Origin of the sequence: Mitsuaria sp. RG (assembly GCF_028369275.1) — a bacterium.
GTDB classification, from domain to species: Bacteria; Pseudomonadota; Gammaproteobacteria; order Pseudomonadales; family Pseudomonadaceae; genus Aquipseudomonas; species Aquipseudomonas peradeniyensis.
On record NZ_JAQMYQ010000001.1, the window covers coordinates 108,576 to 127,932 of the forward strand.

General features: G+C 62.3%; 17 protein-coding genes and 1 pseudogene. 12 read left to right on the forward strand and 6 right to left on the reverse strand.

Going from position 1 to position 19,357, the window contains the following annotated elements; genetic code table 11:
- Positions 1 to 287: 287 nt before the first annotated feature.
- The gene (gene gbdR, locus POF53_RS00505) at positions 288 to 1,394 is read left to right on the forward strand and encodes a choline metabolism transcriptional regulator GbdR (RefSeq protein WP_050703415.1); all 1,107 of its coding nucleotides are present in this window, start codon (positions 288 to 290) and stop codon (positions 1,392 to 1,394) included.
- A 150-nt stretch (positions 1,395 to 1,544) separates the two neighbouring features.
- Here gbdR and POF53_RS00510 read toward each other — a convergent pair whose 3' ends face one another.
- The 5 genes from POF53_RS00510 to choX all read right to left on the reverse strand — a co-directional run bounded on the left by POF53_RS00510 (position 1,545) and on the right by choX (position 5,776).
- Positions 1,545 to 1,802, reverse strand: a complete 258-nt coding sequence (locus POF53_RS00510; protein ID WP_028688456.1) for a hypothetical protein — start codon at positions 1,800 to 1,802, stop codon at positions 1,545 to 1,547.
- Between the two features lie 372 nt (positions 1,803 to 2,174).
- Positions 2,175 to 2,648, reverse strand: coding sequence for a thioesterase family protein (locus POF53_RS00515; protein ID WP_203649712.1), 474 nt, complete (start codon positions 2,646 to 2,648; stop codon positions 2,175 to 2,177).
- A gap of 10 nt (positions 2,649 to 2,658) precedes the next feature.
- Positions 2,659 to 3,624 (reverse strand): L-carnitine dehydrogenase, encoded by a 966-nt coding sequence (locus tag POF53_RS00520; protein ID WP_234560634.1) that lies wholly within the window; start codon positions 3,622 to 3,624, stop codon positions 2,659 to 2,661.
- A 153-nt stretch (positions 3,625 to 3,777) separates the two neighbouring features.
- Positions 3,778 to 4,662, reverse strand: a complete 885-nt coding sequence (gene cdhC, locus POF53_RS00525; protein ID WP_254464421.1) for a 3-dehydrocarnitine:acetyl-CoA trimethylamine transferase CdhC — start codon at positions 4,660 to 4,662, stop codon at positions 3,778 to 3,780.
- 169 nt (positions 4,663 to 4,831) lie between these two features.
- Complete coding sequence (gene choX / locus POF53_RS00530) at positions 4,832 to 5,776, reverse strand: choline ABC transporter substrate-binding protein (RefSeq protein WP_498965848.1); 945 nt, start codon at positions 5,774 to 5,776, stop codon at positions 4,832 to 4,834.
- 144 nt (positions 5,777 to 5,920) lie between these two features.
- Here choX and POF53_RS00535 point away from each other — a divergent pair, with 144 nt between their 5' ends.
- Positions 5,921 to 6,865: a GlxA family transcriptional regulator gene (locus POF53_RS00535; protein WP_203649726.1), complete on the forward strand. Its 945-nt coding sequence runs from the start codon at positions 5,921 to 5,923 to the stop codon at positions 6,863 to 6,865.
- Positions 6,866 to 7,001: 136 nt separating this feature from the next.
- On the opposite strand, the gene POF53_RS00540 is transcribed toward POF53_RS00535, so the two are convergent.
- Positions 7,002 to 7,424 (reverse strand): lysozyme inhibitor LprI family protein, encoded by a 423-nt coding sequence (locus POF53_RS00540; RefSeq protein WP_203649728.1) that lies wholly within the window; start codon positions 7,422 to 7,424, stop codon positions 7,002 to 7,004.
- Positions 7,425 to 7,710: 286 nt separating this feature from the next.
- Between POF53_RS00540 and POF53_RS00545 the strand changes: the two genes are divergently transcribed.
- From POF53_RS00545 to POF53_RS00590, 10 genes and pseudogenes are all read left to right on the forward strand, one after another.
- Positions 7,711 to 8,688 carry a dipeptidase gene (locus POF53_RS00545; protein WP_050703428.1) on the forward strand — a complete coding sequence of 326 codons (978 nt, stop codon included), beginning with the start codon at positions 7,711 to 7,713 and terminating at the stop codon, positions 8,686 to 8,688.
- Positions 8,689 to 8,775: 87 nt separating this feature from the next.
- Entirely contained in the window at positions 8,776 to 9,297 is a 522-nt protein-coding gene (locus POF53_RS00550; protein ID WP_498966039.1) for a DUF5943 domain-containing protein, read from the forward strand.
- Between the two features lie 15 nt (positions 9,298 to 9,312).
- Positions 9,313 to 11,373 (forward strand): dimethylglycine demethylation protein DgcA, encoded by a 2,061-nt coding sequence (gene dgcA / locus POF53_RS00555; RefSeq protein WP_232855022.1) that lies wholly within the window; start codon positions 9,313 to 9,315, stop codon positions 11,371 to 11,373.
- Between the two features lie 206 nt (positions 11,374 to 11,579).
- Complete coding sequence (dgcB, locus tag POF53_RS00560) at positions 11,580 to 13,532, forward strand: dimethylglycine demethylation protein DgcB (RefSeq protein WP_475859997.1); 1,953 nt, start codon at positions 11,580 to 11,582, stop codon at positions 13,530 to 13,532.
- Positions 13,532 to 14,764, forward strand: coding sequence for an electron transfer flavoprotein subunit alpha (gene etfA, locus POF53_RS00565; protein ID WP_498965852.1), 1,233 nt, complete (start codon positions 13,532 to 13,534; stop codon positions 14,762 to 14,764). Before dgcB ends, etfA begins: the two co-directional genes overlap by 1 nt.
- An 11-nt stretch (positions 14,765 to 14,775) precedes the next feature.
- Positions 14,776 to 15,546, forward strand: coding sequence for an electron transfer flavoprotein subunit beta (gene etfB, locus POF53_RS00570; protein WP_498965854.1), 771 nt, complete (start codon positions 14,776 to 14,778; stop codon positions 15,544 to 15,546).
- Positions 15,547 to 16,462: 916 nt separating this feature from the next.
- Positions 16,463 to 17,299, forward strand: coding sequence for an RHS repeat-associated core domain-containing protein (locus tag POF53_RS00575; protein WP_232855026.1), 837 nt, complete (start codon positions 16,463 to 16,465; stop codon positions 17,297 to 17,299).
- Positions 17,300 to 17,354: 55 nt separating this feature from the next.
- Positions 17,355 to 17,666, forward strand: a pseudogene (locus POF53_RS00580) (RHS repeat-associated core domain-containing protein); the annotation flags it as partial.
- 135 nt (positions 17,667 to 17,801) lie between these two features.
- Complete coding sequence (locus POF53_RS00585; RefSeq protein ID WP_232855099.1) at positions 17,802 to 18,143, forward strand: hypothetical protein; 342 nt, start codon at positions 17,802 to 17,804, stop codon at positions 18,141 to 18,143.
- A 270-nt stretch (positions 18,144 to 18,413) separates the two neighbouring features.
- Positions 18,414 to 19,322, forward strand: a complete 909-nt coding sequence (locus POF53_RS00590; protein ID WP_498965857.1) for an RHS repeat-associated core domain-containing protein — start codon at positions 18,414 to 18,416, stop codon at positions 19,320 to 19,322.
- Positions 19,323 to 19,357: the final 35 nt, after the last annotated feature.

Sequence of the window (19,357 nt, forward strand, 5' to 3'; positions counted from 1 at the left end):
ACACTCAAGTCTGTCGCATCTGGGCAACCTTCCCACAAGTGCTACCGAATTGCTCAGCGGTGACGCGCAGGGGCGCTGGCGCGCCCGTTTGCGTTTGACCTGACGCTCATCCCCCGGCCCGCTGGAAGGCGCATGCCGACGTCGTTTTTGGGTTTTATTGGATGAGCGTTCAATTTCAGGCATGCCATTTGCGTTGAGATTGGCAAAGCCCCTGCATACGAAACGGGGCCATTACAAGAACAGTGCTCGCCTGAGGCACACCCTGCATTGTGTGAGGAGAAATCGCGATGACGTCGTACACCTCCGGGAACCCAACCCAGAACCGCACAGCACCCCAGTCCATCGGCTTTCTCCTGCTGGACAACTTCACCCTCATCTCCCTGGCCTCGGCCGTCGAACCCCTGCGCATGGCCAACCAGCTGTCCGGTCGCGAGCTGTACCGCTGGCACACGCTGACCGTCGACGGTGGCCAGGTATGGGCCAGTGATGGCCTGCAGATCACCCCGGACGCGGCGATGCACAACGCACCGCCCATGGACACGGTGATCGTCTGCGGCGGCGTGGGCATCCAGCGCACCGTCACCCGCGAGCACGTCACCTGGCTGCAGGCCCAGGCCCGCCAGTCGCGCCGCCTGGGCGCGGTGTGCACCGGCAGCTGGGCGCTGGCCTGCGCCGGCCTGCTCGACGGCTTCGACTGCAGCGTGCACTGGGAATGCCTGGCGGCGATGCAGGAAGCCTACCCCCGGGTGAACATGAGCACCCGCCTGTTCACCCTCGACCGCAACCGCTTCACCAGCTCCGGCGGCACCGCGCCGTTGGACATGATGCTGCACCTGATCAGCCGCGATCATGGCCGCGAGCTGTCGGCGGCGATCTCCGAGATGTTCGTCTACGAGCGCATCCGCAACGAGCAGGACCACCAGCGCGTGCCGCTCAAGCACATGCTCGGCACCAATCAGCCGAAGCTGCAGGAAATCGTCGCGCTGATGGAAGCCAACCTCGAGGAGCCGATCGACCTGGACGAATTGGCGGTGTACGTGGCGGTGTCGCGGCGTCAGCTCGAGCGATTGTTCCAGAAGTACCTGCACTGCTCGCCTTCGCGCTACTACCTCAAGCTGCGCCTGATCCGTGCCCGGCAGTTGCTCAAGCAGACGCCGATGTCGATCATCGAAGTGGCGTCGGTGTGCGGGTTCGTGTCCACGCCGCACTTCTCCAAGTGCTACCGCGAGTACTTTGGCATCCCGCCGCGTGACGAGCGCGTGGGTTCGAACACCACCCAGCAGGTGGCGATGATGCCGATTCCGCAGGCCATGGCCCTGTCGCCGCACAGCGGGCCGATGGCGGCGCTGAGTCAGGCGCGTAATGAGTCGACCTTTGCCAGCGTGCGCCTGTAGCTGAAAACTGGCCCCCTGTAGGAGCGGCCTTGTGCCGCGAAAGGGCTGCAAAGCAGCCCCAGCAATCTAGGCATCAACGCTAAGCTCCTGGGGCTGCTGCGCAGCCCTTTCGCGGCACAAGGCCGCTCCTACAAAGGGCCAGTCAGTGCTTCAGGCGCGCTTGTTGAACTGCGCCAACGCCGGCAGCAACTGCTTGTCGATGGCCTGGCGCACGGCCGGCAGGATCGTCGCGCTGCCGGTGTACATCTGCTCGACCATGCCCTTCAGGGCCCGCGCATTGGGCTCGGTCAGCCCGCGTATCACCACCTCGCAGGCCTGCTCGGCGCTGGCGCCGGCCGGAATGTCGAAACCCCGCGAGCGCAGCTGGCCCAGCAGGTCGTCCTGGTCGATCAAGTCCGCATGCATCATGACTAATGTCCTTCGCCGCTGTTGTTTGCCATCGATTCTGTGTCCGACGCGCCAGGGCGGCAAGGGCGGATTGTCGCGATGGCCGCTTTGGCTAAGAACAGGTCGTTTACGGCTAAATCGTCGGGGAAGGAAGGCCGCACACTGAAGTCATTCACGGCACCGAGGGCTTGGTCACCCTCACTTCATGCACAGTGGATGTTGCTCGCTCTTGGCCCCGGATGCTCACGGCTTTCCGGGGTTGTTTTTTTGAGAGCGGTGGGGGCTGCTGCGCAGCCCTTTCGCGGCACAAGGCCGCTCCTACAGAGGTTACGCAAACCCGCTGTAGGAGCGGCCTTGTGCCGCGAATGGGGCGCAAAGCGCCCCCAGGATCTGTCAGCCAGCAGGTAACCCCAGCACGCGCCCGACAAACTGTGGTGCCTGCAGATCACGCTGCTCATCCATCAGGCCCTGCAGCAGCGCAACACTGTGCTCGCCAAACGGCGCCGACTTCGGCCCCGCCAGATCCACATGCAGCAGCATCTGTTCACTGGCCGCCAAGGCCTCGTCGAACCCCTCCCGGTGCAGGCTGTGGTACAGATGCAGGCGCTTCCTGTCGAAGCCGATGACCTGCGTCTGCACCCACACCTCGGTATCGAGCTTCACCTCGTGCAGGTAGTTGATGTGTGCCTCCAGGGTGAACAGCGAATGCCCGCTCTGGCCACGAGCATCGGCGTCCAGGCCGATGCGTTCCATCAGCGCATCGGTGGCGTAGCTGAAGATCAGCAGGTAATAGGCATCACGCAGGTGGCCGTTGTAGTCGACCCATTCCGGCAACACCCGGGTACGGTAGGTGATCAGGGCGGGCATCGTGTTCTCCTCAGTCGCCGAAGGCCATGCCGTGACTGGCTTTGCTGGAACTGACCGCCTCCAGCACCGCCAGCAGGGTGTCATCACGATAGCGCTCCAGCGCGGCGATGCTGCGTTCACCCAACTGCTCCGAGGTACCTTCCACCACATCGTCGATCAGCTTGTCAGTCAGCTCCGGTGCCGGCAGGTAAGTCCAGGGCAGCTTGAGCGCCGGGCCGAACTGGGCCATGAAGTGGCGCATGCCGGCGTCGCCACCGGCCAGGGTGTAGGTAAGGAAGGTGCCCATGAACGACCAGCGCAGACCGGCGCCGAAGCGGATCGCGTCGTCGATCTCGCCGGTGCTGGCGACACCGTCGTTGACCAGGTGCAGGGCCTCGCGCCAGAGCGCTTCGAGCAGGCGGTCGGCGATAAAGCCGGGGACTTCCTTGCGCACATGCAGTGGGCGCATGCCCAGCGCGGTGTAGATGGTTTTCGCCGCCTCGATGGCGTCCGGGCTGGTATTGCGGCCACCGACGATCTCCACCAGTGGCAACAGGTACACCGGGTTGAAGGGGTGGCCCACCACGCAGCGCTCGGGATGGGTGGCCGACTCGTAGAACTCGCTGGGCAGCAGGCCCGAGGTGCTGGAGCCGATGATCGCGTTGGGCTTGGCGGCGGCGCTGATCTTCGCGTGCAGGTCGAGCTTGAGGTCCAGGCGTTCGGGTGCACTCTCCTGGATGAAATCGGCGTCGCGCACGCACGCCTCGATGGTGGCGACAAAGGTCAGGCGATCCTGCGAGGCGCCGGGCGCCAGGCCCTGCTTCTCCAGGGCCGGCCAGGCATTGGCGATGCGCTTGCGCAGGGCCTCCTCGGCGCCCGGCGCCGGATCCCAGGCGATCACGTCCAGGCCATGGGCCAGGGCGCGGGCAACCCAGCCGCTGCCGATCACGCCGCTACCCAGGGCGGCGAAGGTCTTGATGTCGGTAATGAAAGGCATATCTGGCTCCTGCGGAACGTTGATCAATGATGTGTCGTGCACGCGTGGGAGCAGGCTTGGCCCGCGATCACCGGCCAAGCCGGTGCCATCCGGCACGGTGCCTGTTTCGCGGGGCAAGCCCGCTCCCACAAGATCCCCATGATCTGCGGGGGCTCAGCGACGCTTGAGGTTCATCTTTTCCCGGCCTTCGGCCGGGGTGAGCACGCGGGCACCCATGCGGGTGATGATTTCCGCCGCCCGTTCCACCAACTGGCCGTTGCTGGCCAGCACGCCACGGTCCAGGTACAGGTTGTCTTCCAGCCCTACCCGGACGTTGCCGCCGAGCAGCACGGCCTGGGCGGCCATGGGCATCTGCATGCGGCCGATACCGAAACCGGCCCAGGTGACGTCGGCGGGCAGGTTGTCGACCATCGCCTTCATGGTGGTGGTATCGGCCGGCGCGCCCCAAGGGATGCCCAGGCACAGCTGGAACAGCGGGTCGTCCAGCAGGCCTTCCTTGATCATCTGCTTGGCGAACCACAGGTGGCCGGTGTCGAAGATTTCCAGTTCGGCCTTCACACCCAGCTCGGTAATGCGTTTGGCGCCCGCCCGCAGCTGGGCCGGGGTGGAGACGTAGATGGCGTTACCATCGCCGAAATTGAGGGTGCCGCAGTCGAGGGTGCAGATTTCCGGCAGCAGCGCCTCGACGTGGGCCAGGCGCTCCAATGGGCCGATCAGGTCGGTGCCTGGTCCGAACTCCATGGGCGACTCGCCGGGGCCGATCTCCAGGTCGCCGCCCATGCCGGCGGTGAGGTTGACGATGATGTCGATGTCAGCCTCGCGGATGCGCTCCATCACTTCGCGGTAGAGGTTGACGTCGCGGCTGAAGCGGCCGGTTTGCGGATCTCGAACGTGGCAGTGGACCACGGTGGCGCCGGCCTTGGCGGCTTCCACGGCGGATTCGGCGATCTGTTTCGGGGTGACCGGGACCAGGTGGCTCTTGGCGACCGTGTCGCCGGCGCCGGTGAGGGCGCAGGTGATGATGACGTCGTGGTTCATGGTGGATTCCTGGTAATGATTTGGGCGATAGATTTCTGTAGGAGCGGCCTTGTGCCGCGAAATGGCCGCAAAGCGGCCACAGAAGCTCAGCAGCGCCACATAAATCCTGGGGCTGCCGCGCAGCCCTTTCGCGGCACAAGGCCGCTCCTACAGCGACCGGGTTGACTGGTCAGTTGGTAGTGAGCTTGAGGTTGTCCGCGGCGGGCTTGCCATCGAAGGTCGTTACCCCGTCAAGCCAGCGGGCCTTGTCCTCGGGGTGGTCCTTGAGCCACTGGCGGGCGGACTCCAGCGCGTCCTTGTGATCGAGCAGCGGCTGCATCATCCGGCTCTCGTCCTCGGCGCTGAAACTCAGGTTGGCCAGCAGGCGGTGAGCGTTGGGGCAGCGTTCGGCATAGTCCGGCGCGGTCACCGTCCACACCGTGGCGCGGCCTTCGTCCGGGCCCAGGGCATCCTGGCTGTCGCCGAGATAGACCATGTCGATGTTGACGTTCATCGGGTGCGGCGCCCAGCCGAAGAACACCACCGCCTCCTTGCGCCGTACCGCGCGATCCACCGCGGCAAGCATGCCGGCCTCGCTCGACTCGACCAGCTGGAACTTGCCCAGGTCGAACTGGTTCTTGCTGATCATCGCCTTGATCTGGGTATTGGCGCCGGAGCCTGGCTCGATGCCGTAGATCTTGCCGCCCAGCTCCTTCTGGAACTTGTGGATGTCGGCGAACGTCTTCAGGCCCTTGTCGGCCAGGTATTTCGGCACGGCCAGGGTGGCGCGGGCGTCTTCCAGGCTGGGCTTGTCGAGGACCTTGACCTGCTTGGCCTGGATGAACGGGGTGATGGTCTGGGTCATGATCGGGTTCCAGTACCCGAGGAACATGTCCAGGCGCTTGTCGCGGATGCCAGCGAAGATGATCTGCTGCGAGGCGCTGGTCTGCTTGGTCTGGTAGCCCAGGCCATCGAGCAGCACCTGGGCCATGGCGCTGGTGGCGATCACGTCGGTCCAGTTGACCACGCCCAGGCGCACGTCCTTGCAGACGGCGGGTTCGGCGGCGAACAGGGGAGCGGCTACGGTGGTGCTGAGCGCGAGGGACAACAGGCTGCGGCGGATAAAGCGTTGCATGGTGGCTCTCCATCGGCAGTGCATATTGTTATGGGTCCGGCCTCTGCGGGCCGTGAGAACACGCTACGCTGCCAGCAGGGTGGAAAATCGCACCCTGGCGACTAACACTTGCACGGAGGCGACCACCTTTGCGCGGAGCATGCGATGCCGGAAACCATAGACTTCCTGTTGCTACCCGGCTTTTCCGCCATGGGTTTCATCAGTGCCATCGAGCCGCTGCGCGTGGCCAATCGATTTCGTGGCCCGTTGTACCGCTGGCGTGTACTGAGCCTGGACGGTGGCGCGGTAGAGGCCAGCAACGGCATGTCGGTGAATGCCGACGGCGCGCTGGGGGAGGGTGGGCATGGGCGACTGTTGCTGCTGGTGGCCGGCTTCGAGCCACTGGCGTGCTATGGATCGGCGCTGCAACAGACGCTGCGCCGCCTCGACCATGAAGGCGTGGTGCTCGGGGGCATCGACACGGGCGCGATGGTGCTGGCTGAGGCCGGCCTGCTCGACGGTCACCGGGCGACCCTGCACTGGGAGGCGCTGGAGGCGTTCAAGGAGCGCTATCCACGCCTGCAGGCGACCCAGGAGCTGTTCGAGATCGACCGCAGGCGCATCACCTGTGCCGGCGGCACGGCCTCCATCGACCTGATGCTCGACCTGATCGCCCAGGCCCACGGCAGCGAGCTGGCGGTGCAGGTTTCCGAGCAGTTTGTGCTAGGGCGCATCCGTCCGCGCCAGGACCACCAGCGCATGGAGATCGCCACGCGCTACGGGCTGCGCAACAAGAAGCTGGTGAAGGTGATCGGTGAGATGGAGCGCAATACCGAGCTGCCGCTCAACACCCAGGTGCTGGCCGATGGCGTGCAGGTGACCCGGCGTCAGTTGGAGCGGCTGTTTCGCTTGTACCTGGACGACACGCCCAGTGGTTTCTACCTGCGGCTGCGGCTGGACAAGGCCCGCCAGTTGCTGCGCCAGACCGACATGAGCGTGCTGGAGGTGGCGGTGGCGTGCGGATTCGAGTCGGCGTCGTATTTCACCCGCTGCTATCGGACGCGGTTCGAGCGGTGTCCGCGGGAGGATCGACTGGCCAAGGTAGTTTGAGACCGGGCCCAGGACCTTTGTAGGAGCGGCCTCGTGCCGCGAAAGGGGTGCGAAGCGCCCCCATGAATCGTGCATCAAGCTGATATTGCCAGGGCCGCTTCGCGGCCCTTTCGCGGCACGAGGCCGCTCCTACAGGTTAAAACGGCACAACGCGGTGTTCCTGTTGACCAATGGTCTGCAGATACTCCGACCGCTCATCGCTACGCTGCGCTACACAGGTGTTCCATGCCGCCTCGAACGCCTTGCTGCCTGGCTTTTCGGCATAGGTCTCGACCTTGCAGTCGGCATCGCGCAATTGCGCCCACAGCTTCTCGGCTGCCTCCATACGCCCGGTCAGCGCACCGGCCTTGTCGCTTTCGTCGGCGTACTGGTCGCGGATGCGTTGCATCAAGTCATCGTAGGCAGCCTTCAGCTCGCGCTCGGCGGTCTGCTTGTTGTAGGCCGCGCAGGCATAGCCCTGCTGGTCGCTCTCGACGTTGTCGCAGGGCGTGCTTTCTTCTTCGGCGGCCTGAGCGCCGCACGCGACGGCCAGCAGGACCAGCCATGCCATTGATTTCATCCGTTTTCTCCTGAACAGGCTGACGAATCGCCGGGATTCTCGCTCAGCCTCGGGCGCGGCGATAGCTCCCTGACGAAATGTTCATCAAAGGCTTGCAAAGGCAGTTGTCGAGACTGGCTCTCATCTGCGAGGCGCAGGCCAGAGCGTGCCCTGTCGGGCTTTGACGCTTTCGGCAAACCCCCTGTCGTTTTTGCATCGGGGCGCCTCGGGCGGCAGGCATATGCTGGCCCCAAAGCGCCGGCACAAGGTTCGGCGCATGCAGACTTCAATAAAAGGGGACAGCCTGATGAGCCCAGCCGAACTTCACGCCGACAGCATCGTCATCGACGGCCTGATCATTGCCAAATGGAACCGCGAGCTGTTCGAGGACATGCGCAAGGGCGGGCTGACCGCGGCCAACTGCACGGTCTCGGTGTGGGAGGGCTTCAAGGCCACCGTCGACAATATCGCGTCCAGCCAGAAGCTGATCCGTGACAACAGCGACCTGGTGATGCCGGTGCGCACCACCGCCGACATCCGCAAGGCCAAGGAGCTGGGCAAGACCGGCATCCTCTTCGGCTTCCAGAACGCCCATGCGTTCGAGGACCAGATCGCCTATGTCGACGTGTTCAAGCAACTGGGCGTGGGTATCGTGCAGATGTGCTACAACACCCAGAACCTGGTGGGCACCGGTTGCTACGAGCGTGATGGTGGCCTGTCGGGCTTCGGCCGCGAGATCGTCGCCGAGATGAACCGCGTCGGCATCATGTGCGACCTGTCCCACGTCGGCTCCAAGACCTCCGAAGAAGTCATCCTCGAGTCGAAGAAGCCGGTCTGCTATTCCCACTGCCTGCCATCGGGCCTCAAAGAACACCCACGCAACAAGTCCGACGCAGAGCTTAAGTTCATTGCCGACCACGGCGGCTTCGTCGGCGTGACCATGTTCGCGCCGTTCCTCGCCAAGGGCATCGACTCGACCATCGACGACTACGCCGAGGCCATCGAGTACACCATGAACATCGTAGGCGAGGATGCCATCGGCATTGGCACCGACTTCACCCAGGGCCACGGCCAGGACTTCTTTGAGTACCTGACCCACGACAAGGGCTACGCCCGGCGCCTGACCAACTTCGGCAAGATCATCAACCCGCTGGGTATCCGTACCGTCGGCGAGTTCCCCAACCTGACCGAAACCCTGCTCAAACGCGGCCACTCCGAACGCGTGGTGCGCAAGATCATGGGCGAGAACTGGGTCAGCATCCTCAAGGATGTGTGGGGCGAATAAAGCCGCTCTCCAAGCCTGAAAGCCCCTGCCAGCAACGCCGGGGCATCCAAACAAAAAATTTTATGGAGTTGAGTTTCCATGGCCAAGATCGCCCCGCAATTGCCAATCGAAGTCGACAGCGAGACCGGTGTCTGGACCAGCGATGCCCTGCCGATGCTCTACGTGCCGCGGCATTTCTTCGTCAACAACCACATGGGCATCGAGGAGGTGCTGGGCGCCGACAAGTACGCCGAGATCCTCTACAAGGCCGGCTACAAGTCCGCCTGGCACTGGTGCGAGAAAGAGGCCGAATGCCATGGCCTGGAAGGCGTGGCGGTGTTCGAGCACTACATGAAGCGCCTGTCCCAGCGTGGTTGGGGCCTGTTCCAGATCCAGGACATCGACCTGGAAAAAGGCACCTGCAGCGTCAAGCTCAAGCACTCCGCATTCGTGTACGTCTATGGCAAGTGCGGCCGCAAGGTCGACTACATGTTCACCGGCTGGTTCGCCGGGGCCATGGACCAGATTCTCGCTGCCCGCGGCAGCTCGATCCGTACCGTGGCCGAGCAGGTCTACGGTGGGTCGGAAGAAGGCCACGAAGATGGCCTGTTCGTTACAAAGCCGTTGTAAGCCGGAGATAGCGTCATGGCCTTCGAAGCAATGTTCCAGCCGATCCAGATCGGCAAGCTGACCGTCCGCAACCGTGTGCTCAGCACCGCGCACGCCGAGGTCTACGCCACCGACGGCGGCATGACCACCGACCGCTACGTGAAGTACTACGAAGAGAAGGCCAAGGGCGGCATCGGCCTGGCCATCTGCGGCGGCTCGTCGGTGGTGGCCATCGACAGCCCGCAGGAGTGGTGGTCGTCGGTGAACCTGTCTACCGACCGCATCATCCCGCACTTCCAGAACCTCGCCGACGCCATGCACAAGCATGGCGCCAAGATCATGATCCAGATTACCCACATGGGCCGTCGCTCGCGCTGGGACGGCTTCAACTGGCCGACCCTGATGTCGCCGTCGGGCATTCGCGAACCGGTGCACCGCGCCACCTGCAAGACCATCGAGGTGGAGGAGATCTGGCGGGTGATCGGCAACTACGCGCAAGCGGCGCGTCGTGCCAAGGAGGGCGGCCTGGATGGTGTCGAGCTGTCGGCCGTGCACCAGCACATGATCGACCAGTTCTGGAGCCCACGGGTCAACAAGCGTACCGACGAGTGGGGCGGCACCTTCGAAGGCCGCATGAAATTTGGCCTGGAAGTGCTCAAGGCCGTGCGCAAGGAAGTCGGTGACGACTTCTGCGTGGGCATGCGCATCTGCGGCGACGAGTTCCACCCCGATGGCCTGAGCCACGAGGACATGAAGCAGATCGCCGCCTACTACGACGCCACCGGCATGCTCGATTTCATCGGCGTGGTCGGCTCGGGCTGCGACACCCACAACACCCTGGCCAACGTCATCCCCAACATGAGCTACCCGCCTGAGCCCTTCCTGCACCTGGCGGCCGGCATCAAGGAAGTGGTCAAGGTCCCGGTGCTGCACGCGCAGAACATCAAGGACCCGAACCAGGCAACGCGCATCCTCGAAGGCGGCTACGTCGACATGGTCGGCATGACCCGCGCGCACATCGCCGACCCGCACCTGATCGCCAAGATCAAGATGGGCCAGGTCGACCAGATCAAGCAGTGCGTCGGTGCCAACTACTGCATCGACCGTCAGTACCAGGGCCTGGATGTGCTGTGCATCCAGAACGCCGCGACCTCCCGTGAATACATGGGCGTGCCGCACATCATCGAGAAATCCACCGGGCCGAAGCGCAAGGTGGTGGTGGTTGGCGCAGGCCCGGCCGGCATGGAGGCGGCCCGCGTCGCCGCCGAGCGTGGCCACGACGTCACCGTGTTCGAGAAGAAAGACCAGATCGGCGGGCAGATCACCATCGCCGCCAAGGCGCCGCAGCGCGACCAGATCGCCGGCATCACCCGCTGGTACCAGCTGGAGTTCGCCCGCCTCAAGGTCGACCTGCGCCTGGGGACCGCCGCGGATGTGGACACCATCCAGGACCTGCGCCCGGACATCATCGTGCTGGCGGTGGGCGGCCATTCGTTCCTCGAGCAGAACGAGCACTGGGGTGCCGCCGAAGGGCTGGTGGTGAGCAGCTGGGATGTGCTGGATGGCAAGGTGGCGCCGGGCAAGAACGTGCTGGTGTACGACACCATCTGCGAGTTCACCGGCATGTCGGTGGCCGACTTCATCGCCGACAAGGGCAGCCAGGTCGAGATCGTCACCGACGACATCAAGCCGGGCGTGGCCATGGGCGGCACGAGCTTCCCGACCTACTACCGCAGCATGTACCCCAAGGAAGTGATCATGACCGGCGACATGATGCTGGAAAAGGTCTATCGCGAGGGCGACAAGCTGGTGGCGGTGCTCGAGAACGAGTACACCGGCGCCAAGGAAGAGCGCGTGGTCGATCAGGTGGTGGTGGAGAACGGTGTGCGCCCTGACGAGCAGCTGTACTACGCGCTCAAGGACGGCTCGCGCAACAAGGGCCAGATCGACGTGGAGGCGCTGTTCGCCATCAAGCCGCAGCCGATCCTCAGCCAGCCGGGCGAGGGTTACCTGCTGTATCGCATCGGTGACTGCGTGGCCCAGCGCAACGTGCATGCGGCGATCTATGACGCCTTGCGCTTGTGCAAGGACTTCTGATCGCACCGCCTCTCTAGAGGCGGGATTGGCCCCCTGTAGGAGCGGCCTTGTGTCGCGAAAGGGCTGCGCAGCGGCCCCAGCAATTTGTCAGCGCTGAGAATGCTGGGGCCGCTTCGCGACCCTTTCGCGACACAAGGCCGCTCCTACAGGGGTCGGTGCCGCCCTTGAGAGCGGCGCAGGATTCTAGCTGTTTGTGGGAGCCTCCCATGTTGAACACCCTCTTACCCATCCTGCTGTTCACCGCCCTCGGCCTGGCGGTGCTCGGCGCCCTGCGCCGGGTGCGCATGTGGCGGCGCGGGCGGCCTAGCAAGGTTGACCTGATTGGTGGCCTGCTGGCCATGCCGCGGCGCTACCTGGTGGACCTGCACCATGTGGTCGAGCGCGACAAGTACATGTCCAAGACCCACGTCGCCACCGCAGGCGGCTTCGTGCTGTCGGCCGTGCTGGCGATCCTGGTGCATGGCTTCGGCCTGCACAGCAAGATCCTCGGCTACGCCTTGCTGGTGGCCACGCTGATCATGTTCACGGGCGCGCTCTTCGTCTTCAAACGCCGGCTCAATCCGCCTTCGCGCCTGTCCAAGGGCCCATGGATGCGCCTGCCGAAAAGCCTGCTGATGTTCGCGGCGAGCTTCTTCATCGCCACGCTGCCGGTTGCCGGCATCCTGCCGGAAGGGACCGGTGGCTGGGTGCTGGTCGCCTTGCTGGGCGTTGGCGTGCTGTGGGGCGTGTCCGAGCTGTTCTTCGGCATGACCTGGGGCGGCCCGATGAAGCACGCCTTCGCTGGTGCCCTGCACCTGGCTTGGCACCGCCGCGCCGAGCGCTTCGGCGGTGGCCGCTCCACCGGCCTCAAGCCGCTGGACCTCGAAGACCCCAACGCACCGCTGGGCGTGGAGAAACCGGTCGATTTCACCTGGAACCAACTGCTCGGTTTCGACGCCTGCGTGCAGTGCGGCAAGTGCGAGGCCATGTGCCCGGCGTTCGCCGCCGGCCAGCCGCTGAACCCGAAGAAACTCATCCAGGACATGGTCATCGGCCTGGCCGGTGGCACCGACGCGCAGTTCGCTGGCAGCCCTTACCCCGGCAAGGCGGTCGGCGAGCATGGCGGCCATCCGCACCAGCCGATCGTCAACGGCCTGGTGGATGCCGAGACGCTGTGGTCGTGCACCACCTGCCGCGCCTGCGTCGAGGAATGCCCGATGATGATCGAGCATGTCGATGCCATCGTCGACATGCGCCGCCACCTGACCCTGGAAAAGGGCGCCACGCCGAACAAGGGCGCCGAGGTGCTGGACAATCTGATCGCCACCGACAACCCTGGCGGTTTCGCCCCGGGCGGGCGGATGAACTGGGCGGCCGACCTCAACCTCAAGCTGATGTCCGAGGTGAAGCGCACCGAGGTGCTGTTCTGGGTCGGCGACGGCGCCTTCGACATGCGCAACCAGCGCACCCTGCGGGCCTTCGTCAAAGTGCTCAAGGCTTCGGGCGTGGACTTCGCCGTGCTCGGCCTTGAGGAGCGCGACAGCGGTGACGTGGCCCGGCGCCTGGGCGACGAGGCGACCTTCCAGCAACTGGCCAAGCGCAACATACAGACCCTGGCCAGGTACCAGTTCCAGCGCATCGTCACCTGCGATCCGCACAGCTTCCATGTGCTGAAGAACGAGTACGGCGCCCTCGGCGGCGACTACCAGGTGCAGCACCACAGCACCTACATCGCCGAGCTGATCGCCGCGAACAAGCTCAACCTCGGCCAGCACAAGGGCGGCAGTGTCACCTACCACGACCCGTGCTACCTGGGCCGCTACAACGGCGAATACGAAGCCCCGCGCGAAGTGCTCAAGGCGCTGGGTATCGAAGTGCGCGAGATGCAGCGCTCGGGCTTCCGCTCCCGCTGCTGCGGCGGTGGTGGCGGTGCGCCGATCACTGATATTCCCGGCAAGCAGCGTATTCCCGACATGCGCATGGACGATATCCGCGAAACCGAGGCCGAGCTGGTGGCGGTGGGTTGTCCACAGTGCACGGCGATGCTCGAAGGCGTGGTCGAACCGCGTCCGCAGATCAAGGACCTGGCCGAGTTGGTGGCTGATGTGCTGATCGAAGACCAAACCCCTGCAACCCCGAAGTCGCAGGCCGCCAAACGTGAACCTGCGGAGGTGCACTGATGAGCGACATCATCCGCCGCGACCCACGCGCCGAGTGGATCGCCCGTAACCGCCTGCACCCGCTGCACGCGGCGATGCAGACGCAACAGACGAGCTGGATGGGCCCCCACGGCATTATCCGCAAGAACCCGCACGCGATCGCCGCCGGCTTCATCGGCCCCAGCGGCCTCAAGCGCATCGACCGCAGCGGCGCCCAGCAGGGCACCGGTGTCGGCGGGCGACGCAGTGCGGCCGCCGAAGTGCAGTTGCCGCTGCACACTGTGGTGCAACCGGCCTTCTACATTGCCGTGGTGCCGGACATGGTCGGTGGCCGCCTGGGCAGCCACGACCGCGACCTGCTGGGCCTTGCCCATAGCCTTGCCGGTAGCGATGGCGCGGTGTTGGCCGTCGTGTTCGGCGAGCACAAGGAAAACAACTTTTCCACAGCCGGCGTTGATCGGTTGCTGGTCATCGAGGGCGAGGCCTTCGCAGGTTATGCACCGGAGCAACTGGTCCAGGGCCTGCGGGCTGTGGATAACCAATTCGCGCCGCACCACTGGCTGTTGCCCGACAGCCGTACCGGCGGCGGCGAACTGGGACGCCGCCTGGCCGCCGCGCTAGGCGAACGCCCGGCGACGCGGGTGTGGCAGGTCAAGGATGGCCAATGCATCAGTCGCGCCGGTGCCGGCCAGCAGGATATCCAGCGCAGTGTGCCGCGGTTGATCCTGGCCGCCGCCGAATGTGCCGAGCCGGTCAGCGAAACCCGTCACGAAGCGCTGCCGGTGGAGTTGTCCACAGGCGTGGCGCGCAGCCTGTCGCGTATCGAAGACCTGGGCTCAGTGGCCGTCGACCCGGCCGCCATCGCCATGGCCGAGGCCGAGTTCATCGTCTCCGGTGGCAACGGCGTCAAGGACTGGGACCTGTATCACCGGGCCACCGCGGCCCTCGGCGCCACCGAGGGTGCGTCGCGGGTGGCGGTGGACGACGGCTTCATGCCGCGCAACCGCCAGGTCGGCGCCACCGGTACCTGGGTCACGGCGCGGGTCTACGTGGCCGTGGGTATATCCGGCGCCATCCAGCACCTGCAGGGCATCGGTGCCTGCGACAAGGTGGTGGCGATCAACATGGACCCGGGCTGCGACATGATCAAACGGGCCGACCTGTCGGTGATTGGCGACAGCTCGGCGATTCTCAAGGCGCTGATCGAGGCTGTGGACAACTTCCGCAGCGGCGGCCAGCGCGACGCGGCGTAGGGGCAGCGAGCATGAGTATTAAAGTCATCAGCCTGGTCTCGATCGGCGCCCACCCCAGCTCCGGCCGCGCCCGCCGCGCCGAGCAGGATGCCCGCGCCGTGGAGCTGGGCCTGCAACTGGCTGGGGATAACTTGCAGGTGGTGCATGCCGGCGATCCTCGCGAAGAGGCGCTGCGTGCCTACCTGGGCATGGGGCTGGAGCATCTGGATGTGCTGGAACAGCCTGCCGGCGCCGATGTGCTGGGTGTGCTCGGCGACTATCTGCGTGACGCGGGAGCACAGCTGGTGCTGACTGGCAGCCAGGCGGAAACCGGTGAGGGTTCGGGGATGTTGCCGTTCCTGCTGGCGGAGAAACTGGGCTGGCCACTGGTGGTGGGGCTGGCCGAGGTCGAGTCCATCGACAACGGCACCGCCCAGGTGCTGCAAGCCTTGCCAAGGGGCCAACGGCGTCGCTTGAAGGTGCGCCTGCCGTTGCTGGCAACTGTGGATAACGCCGCGCCCAAGCCTCGGCAATCGGCCTTCGGCCCGGCGCGACGTGGGGTGTTGGCGGCGCGTAACGTGGCGCTGATCAAGGATCCGCTGCTGGCCGAGGATGCCCTGCAACCGGCCAGGCCAAGGCCCAAGCGGCTCAAGGTGATCAAGGCCAAGAGTGGTGCGGACCGCATGAAAGCCGCTACGGCCAAGGCCAGTGGCGGGGGCGGCAAGGTGCTCAAGGATGTGTCGCCACAGGAGGGCGCCGAGGCGATCCTGAAGCTGCTGGTGGAGGAGGGTGTTCTGCGCTGATAGGCGGTAAACACCATCCACAAGCTCATAACGCCCGATGAAGGTGTCCAAAATCATTAGGCCAGATCACATCCCCTGTGGGAGCGGGTTTACCCGCGAATACCAGCGAAGCTGGTGCCAGGCACCGCAGTGCTCGTTTCGCGGGTAAACCCGCTCCCACAGGGGGCCACTGTTTGCGCTCCACCATAGCCGCGCTGATCCCTGTGCATAACTATCCTCGGAATCCAGCACGGCTGACATCGATTCGAACCCGCTCCGTCACTTGCCCACTGAATCTGTTTGCCAGGCTGTGTATAAAATGTTCGTGAATTGCCAGAGCCATTGAAATTAAAGGCCTACAGAGGATAGATCAAAAAATGCTCAGTTCGGTGAGAGGCACAACCCAACTGTAGTGCCAGTTACCAGCGAAGTTGCTCACAATCGCTGTTGGTGGCCCTGTGGACAACATGTTTGGATTTATCTACAGGCATTGAATCCATTGGGTTGGAGGGTGATGGATGTTTTTTGATCAGTCCTTCGTCATCGTGGCTAAAGTCTTGGAACAAAAGCGCTTCATGACGCTATCCACAGGCCTGCAAGATTCCGGGTCTGCCTTATCAACATTCTCTGTTGGTCCATCTGTGGAAAACATGTTCGGTTTTGTCTGAACCCCACGCTTTCAAAGGCTTGTAAGCTGTTGGTTGTTTTTTGACCAATTCAGAAACCCCAATCATTCAAACTATGTCGTCCAGTCTACTGGAATGGCTGTGGATAAAGCCCGCGATCAGGCACTTCCGGTCATGGAGACCTGGCATTTTTGTCAGTTTTCTCAGCACAACGGCAATGCTAGCTTGATTCCAATCAGCCCATAGAGCACAAGCACATGGCCCGGAAATGTTTGCTCGCCGCAGACAGGCTGCAAAGCCCACATACAACGATGACTTCGTCAGGTCGGACACCGGTCGCCTACACACCCTACGGCTTGCGCCCCGCGCCGAAAGGAGCATCGATAACGGGGTTCACTGGCCAACTGCGAGAGTTCGAGTTGGGCTGTTACCTGCTGGGTAATGGTCATCGTGTTTTTAGTCCGTCTTTGATGCGGTTTTTCTCTGCCGATGTGATGAGTCCGTTTGGGGGAGGCGGGGTGAATAGTTATGCCTACTGTCAAGGTGATCCAATTAACAGGAACGATCCAAGCGGAAATATTCCAAATTTTATAGTGACGGCTGCAGGCAATACACCTGGGTTAGTTGTACTGGGCGTGAATGTCGTCAAATCTGTTGTGACGAGACAGCTTCCATCTGCCGTGGACTGGGTTGTTGATACGGCTACTGGTACTGTTGCTGCACTTGGAATGAATGCTGCTCGCATGCAATATAATGCGGCCTCCTCAAGCCCGGACGGTAGCGGACAAGATAGCCTGGCTAACGACATGGCTGATTGGACAACAGTGATCAACGCAGGAATCGCTACCGTTGTTGCAGTTGGTGCTGGATACTGGGTGATCAAGAAGGGCGGAGTCAAAAAGGTAATTCAGATCTTAAGCGATGACATATCCCCGCCGCCTTCGCCGGGTCTAAGTATGGTTACAGGTGGTGAACTAACAGAGGGGCAGAAATTAATAGCAGCGAATAATAAGGCAATCAGTCGCCGACAGAGTAGGATGGAAACGTTTGGAGGACCACCTAGTGGGGGCGGGGTGGGGCAGGCCTTGATGGGTAATAGTGTCCAAGCCAGCGGAGACGAAATTCGAAATGGCAACAAAGCTAAATAAAATACGTGCAACCTACTTGTAGAGCGGTTTCAGTGCCGCAGCTAGGAGTTTTGACGTGCTCTCATCTTCCCTGATCCTTGGATGTGATCAACAACACAGCCGGTTGACGGCTGCTGATGGTCACTCTGAGAGAATAATTTCCTATACACCCTACGGCCATAGCTTATCCCATACAGATCTGGCCTGCATCGGGTACACAGGGCTGCCGCTTGAAAAAACTATGGCTTGTTACATGGCAGGGCACGGCCGTCGAGCACTCAATCCGAACCTGATGCGGTTTAACTCGCCTGATCGACTCAGTCCATTCGGAAAGGGGGGGATAAACTGTTATGTATATTGTGGGGGGGACCCCATAAATTGGCATGATCGCTCAGGTCAAACACAGGGGCGGTTTTCAGGGTCGATGGTAACTTTGACTGATAAGGGGGATTCAAGTTTTTTTGATCGGCTCATATCTCTATTCAAGTTTAGATATAGTGAGTTAAAAAAGGAGTTGGTAAATATGAGAAAATTGATTGATAAGTCGGAGGGCTTCTTGGACAGAAGTAAGGGGGTGGGCAATGAGTTTAGCAAGGAGCGTCTAACTGTTCTTGTTCAGGTGGCCACAATGGAAATTATGAGTTCTGATATCTCCAGTGAGATGGCGAAAGTAGAGAAAAGCATGTCGGAAATTGGTCGATATGCTAAGTCTAAGGCGGTTGGAAGATTCTCTGAGCTTCCCGTCAAAGATGTAGAGGGTGAGGCTATTGCGGCAAGCAATGACGGAGGTGAATATTCTGAGCTTCAGGTTGGCCGCGAGCGGCTAGGTACATGGCCAAGTTCAAAGTTGATCAGGGAGCGGTAGGGTGGCGCGAAAACTAACTTTAGAAGTTTCGAGTTACATATAGCGCTGGTCAGAATTGCTGCTTGTCGATAAATATGGCAAGGGCTGTTGTTGTCTTGAGTGGATTTTTGTGCGGTAAGTTTTTGTTTGAAAGTCCTGTTTTTACCTGTATGGCCAAGTTCTAGGTGCTTGTCGACAGGCATGAATATTCAGTTGGACTGATATTTTTCCCGTTTCTCTTATCGTCCAATCGATTAATAGCACGCAATCTGCACAGCAAAGGTGCACCCAATGGCTACGCCAACGCTAATAGCGAGCGACAGACTGCAGAGTCCTCTCCTGGTTCAGCGCTCCACCAACAGGATCGCCGCAGCCTACACACCTTATGGACAAAGGTCGCCATCCTCGTTCCCCACGGCATTGGGCTTCACCGGTCAGCCTTTCGAGCAAGCCCTGGATGGCTATGTGCTGGGCAGTTATCGCGTCTACAGCACCAGGCTCATGCGCTTTCTCAGTGGGGATTCGTGGAGCCCCTTTGGCGGAGGGGGGCTCAATGCCTATTGCTACTGTAGGGGCAATCCGGTCGACCGGCGTGATCCGACAGGTCATATTGTCGTTGATCCTTACACTGCGGCCAAAGCCGGCTTCTTTATCACCACCAATGCAGTTTCACTTGGCGCGACGCTCACGAGTCCGCCCCCGCAAGACGAGTTGGGTGTCGCGCTGAATAGGGCGGCGATTACCGCTCCGTTCGTGGCATTCGTGGCGCAGGCGGTGAATGCGCTTGGAGTAACTGGCGCAGACTTGATGGTTGTGGCGTCAACTGCTACTGGCGCCATAGCCACCGCTGGGAAGGCAATAGTGAGTTCTCTTGCACCCGGTGCTGAGCCAGCAAAAAATGTACAAGCAAACGTGAGGGCTTACTTCCGTGGAGTCAATGAACCATCGGTGGATGTAGAGTCTGGAGGTGCAGCTTTGATTAACCCTCCACCCTCCACCAGAGAACAAGGGACTCAAACTATTGACCTCGAAAATGGTGTTCGACCGCGAGTCAACACTGGGTCTGGTCTTCGGCGAAGAAGGGTCGGGGTTGTCACGCAACCTGATCTAGGCCATGTGTCTGGAGGAGGCCAGGACAGTGCTTCCCCGCCTAGAAGCCCCCAAAGCAAAAAGCATGAAATACGCGACCTGAGCGATTGATATGAGTGACCAGGTGTAAACCCGCTCCACTCAAA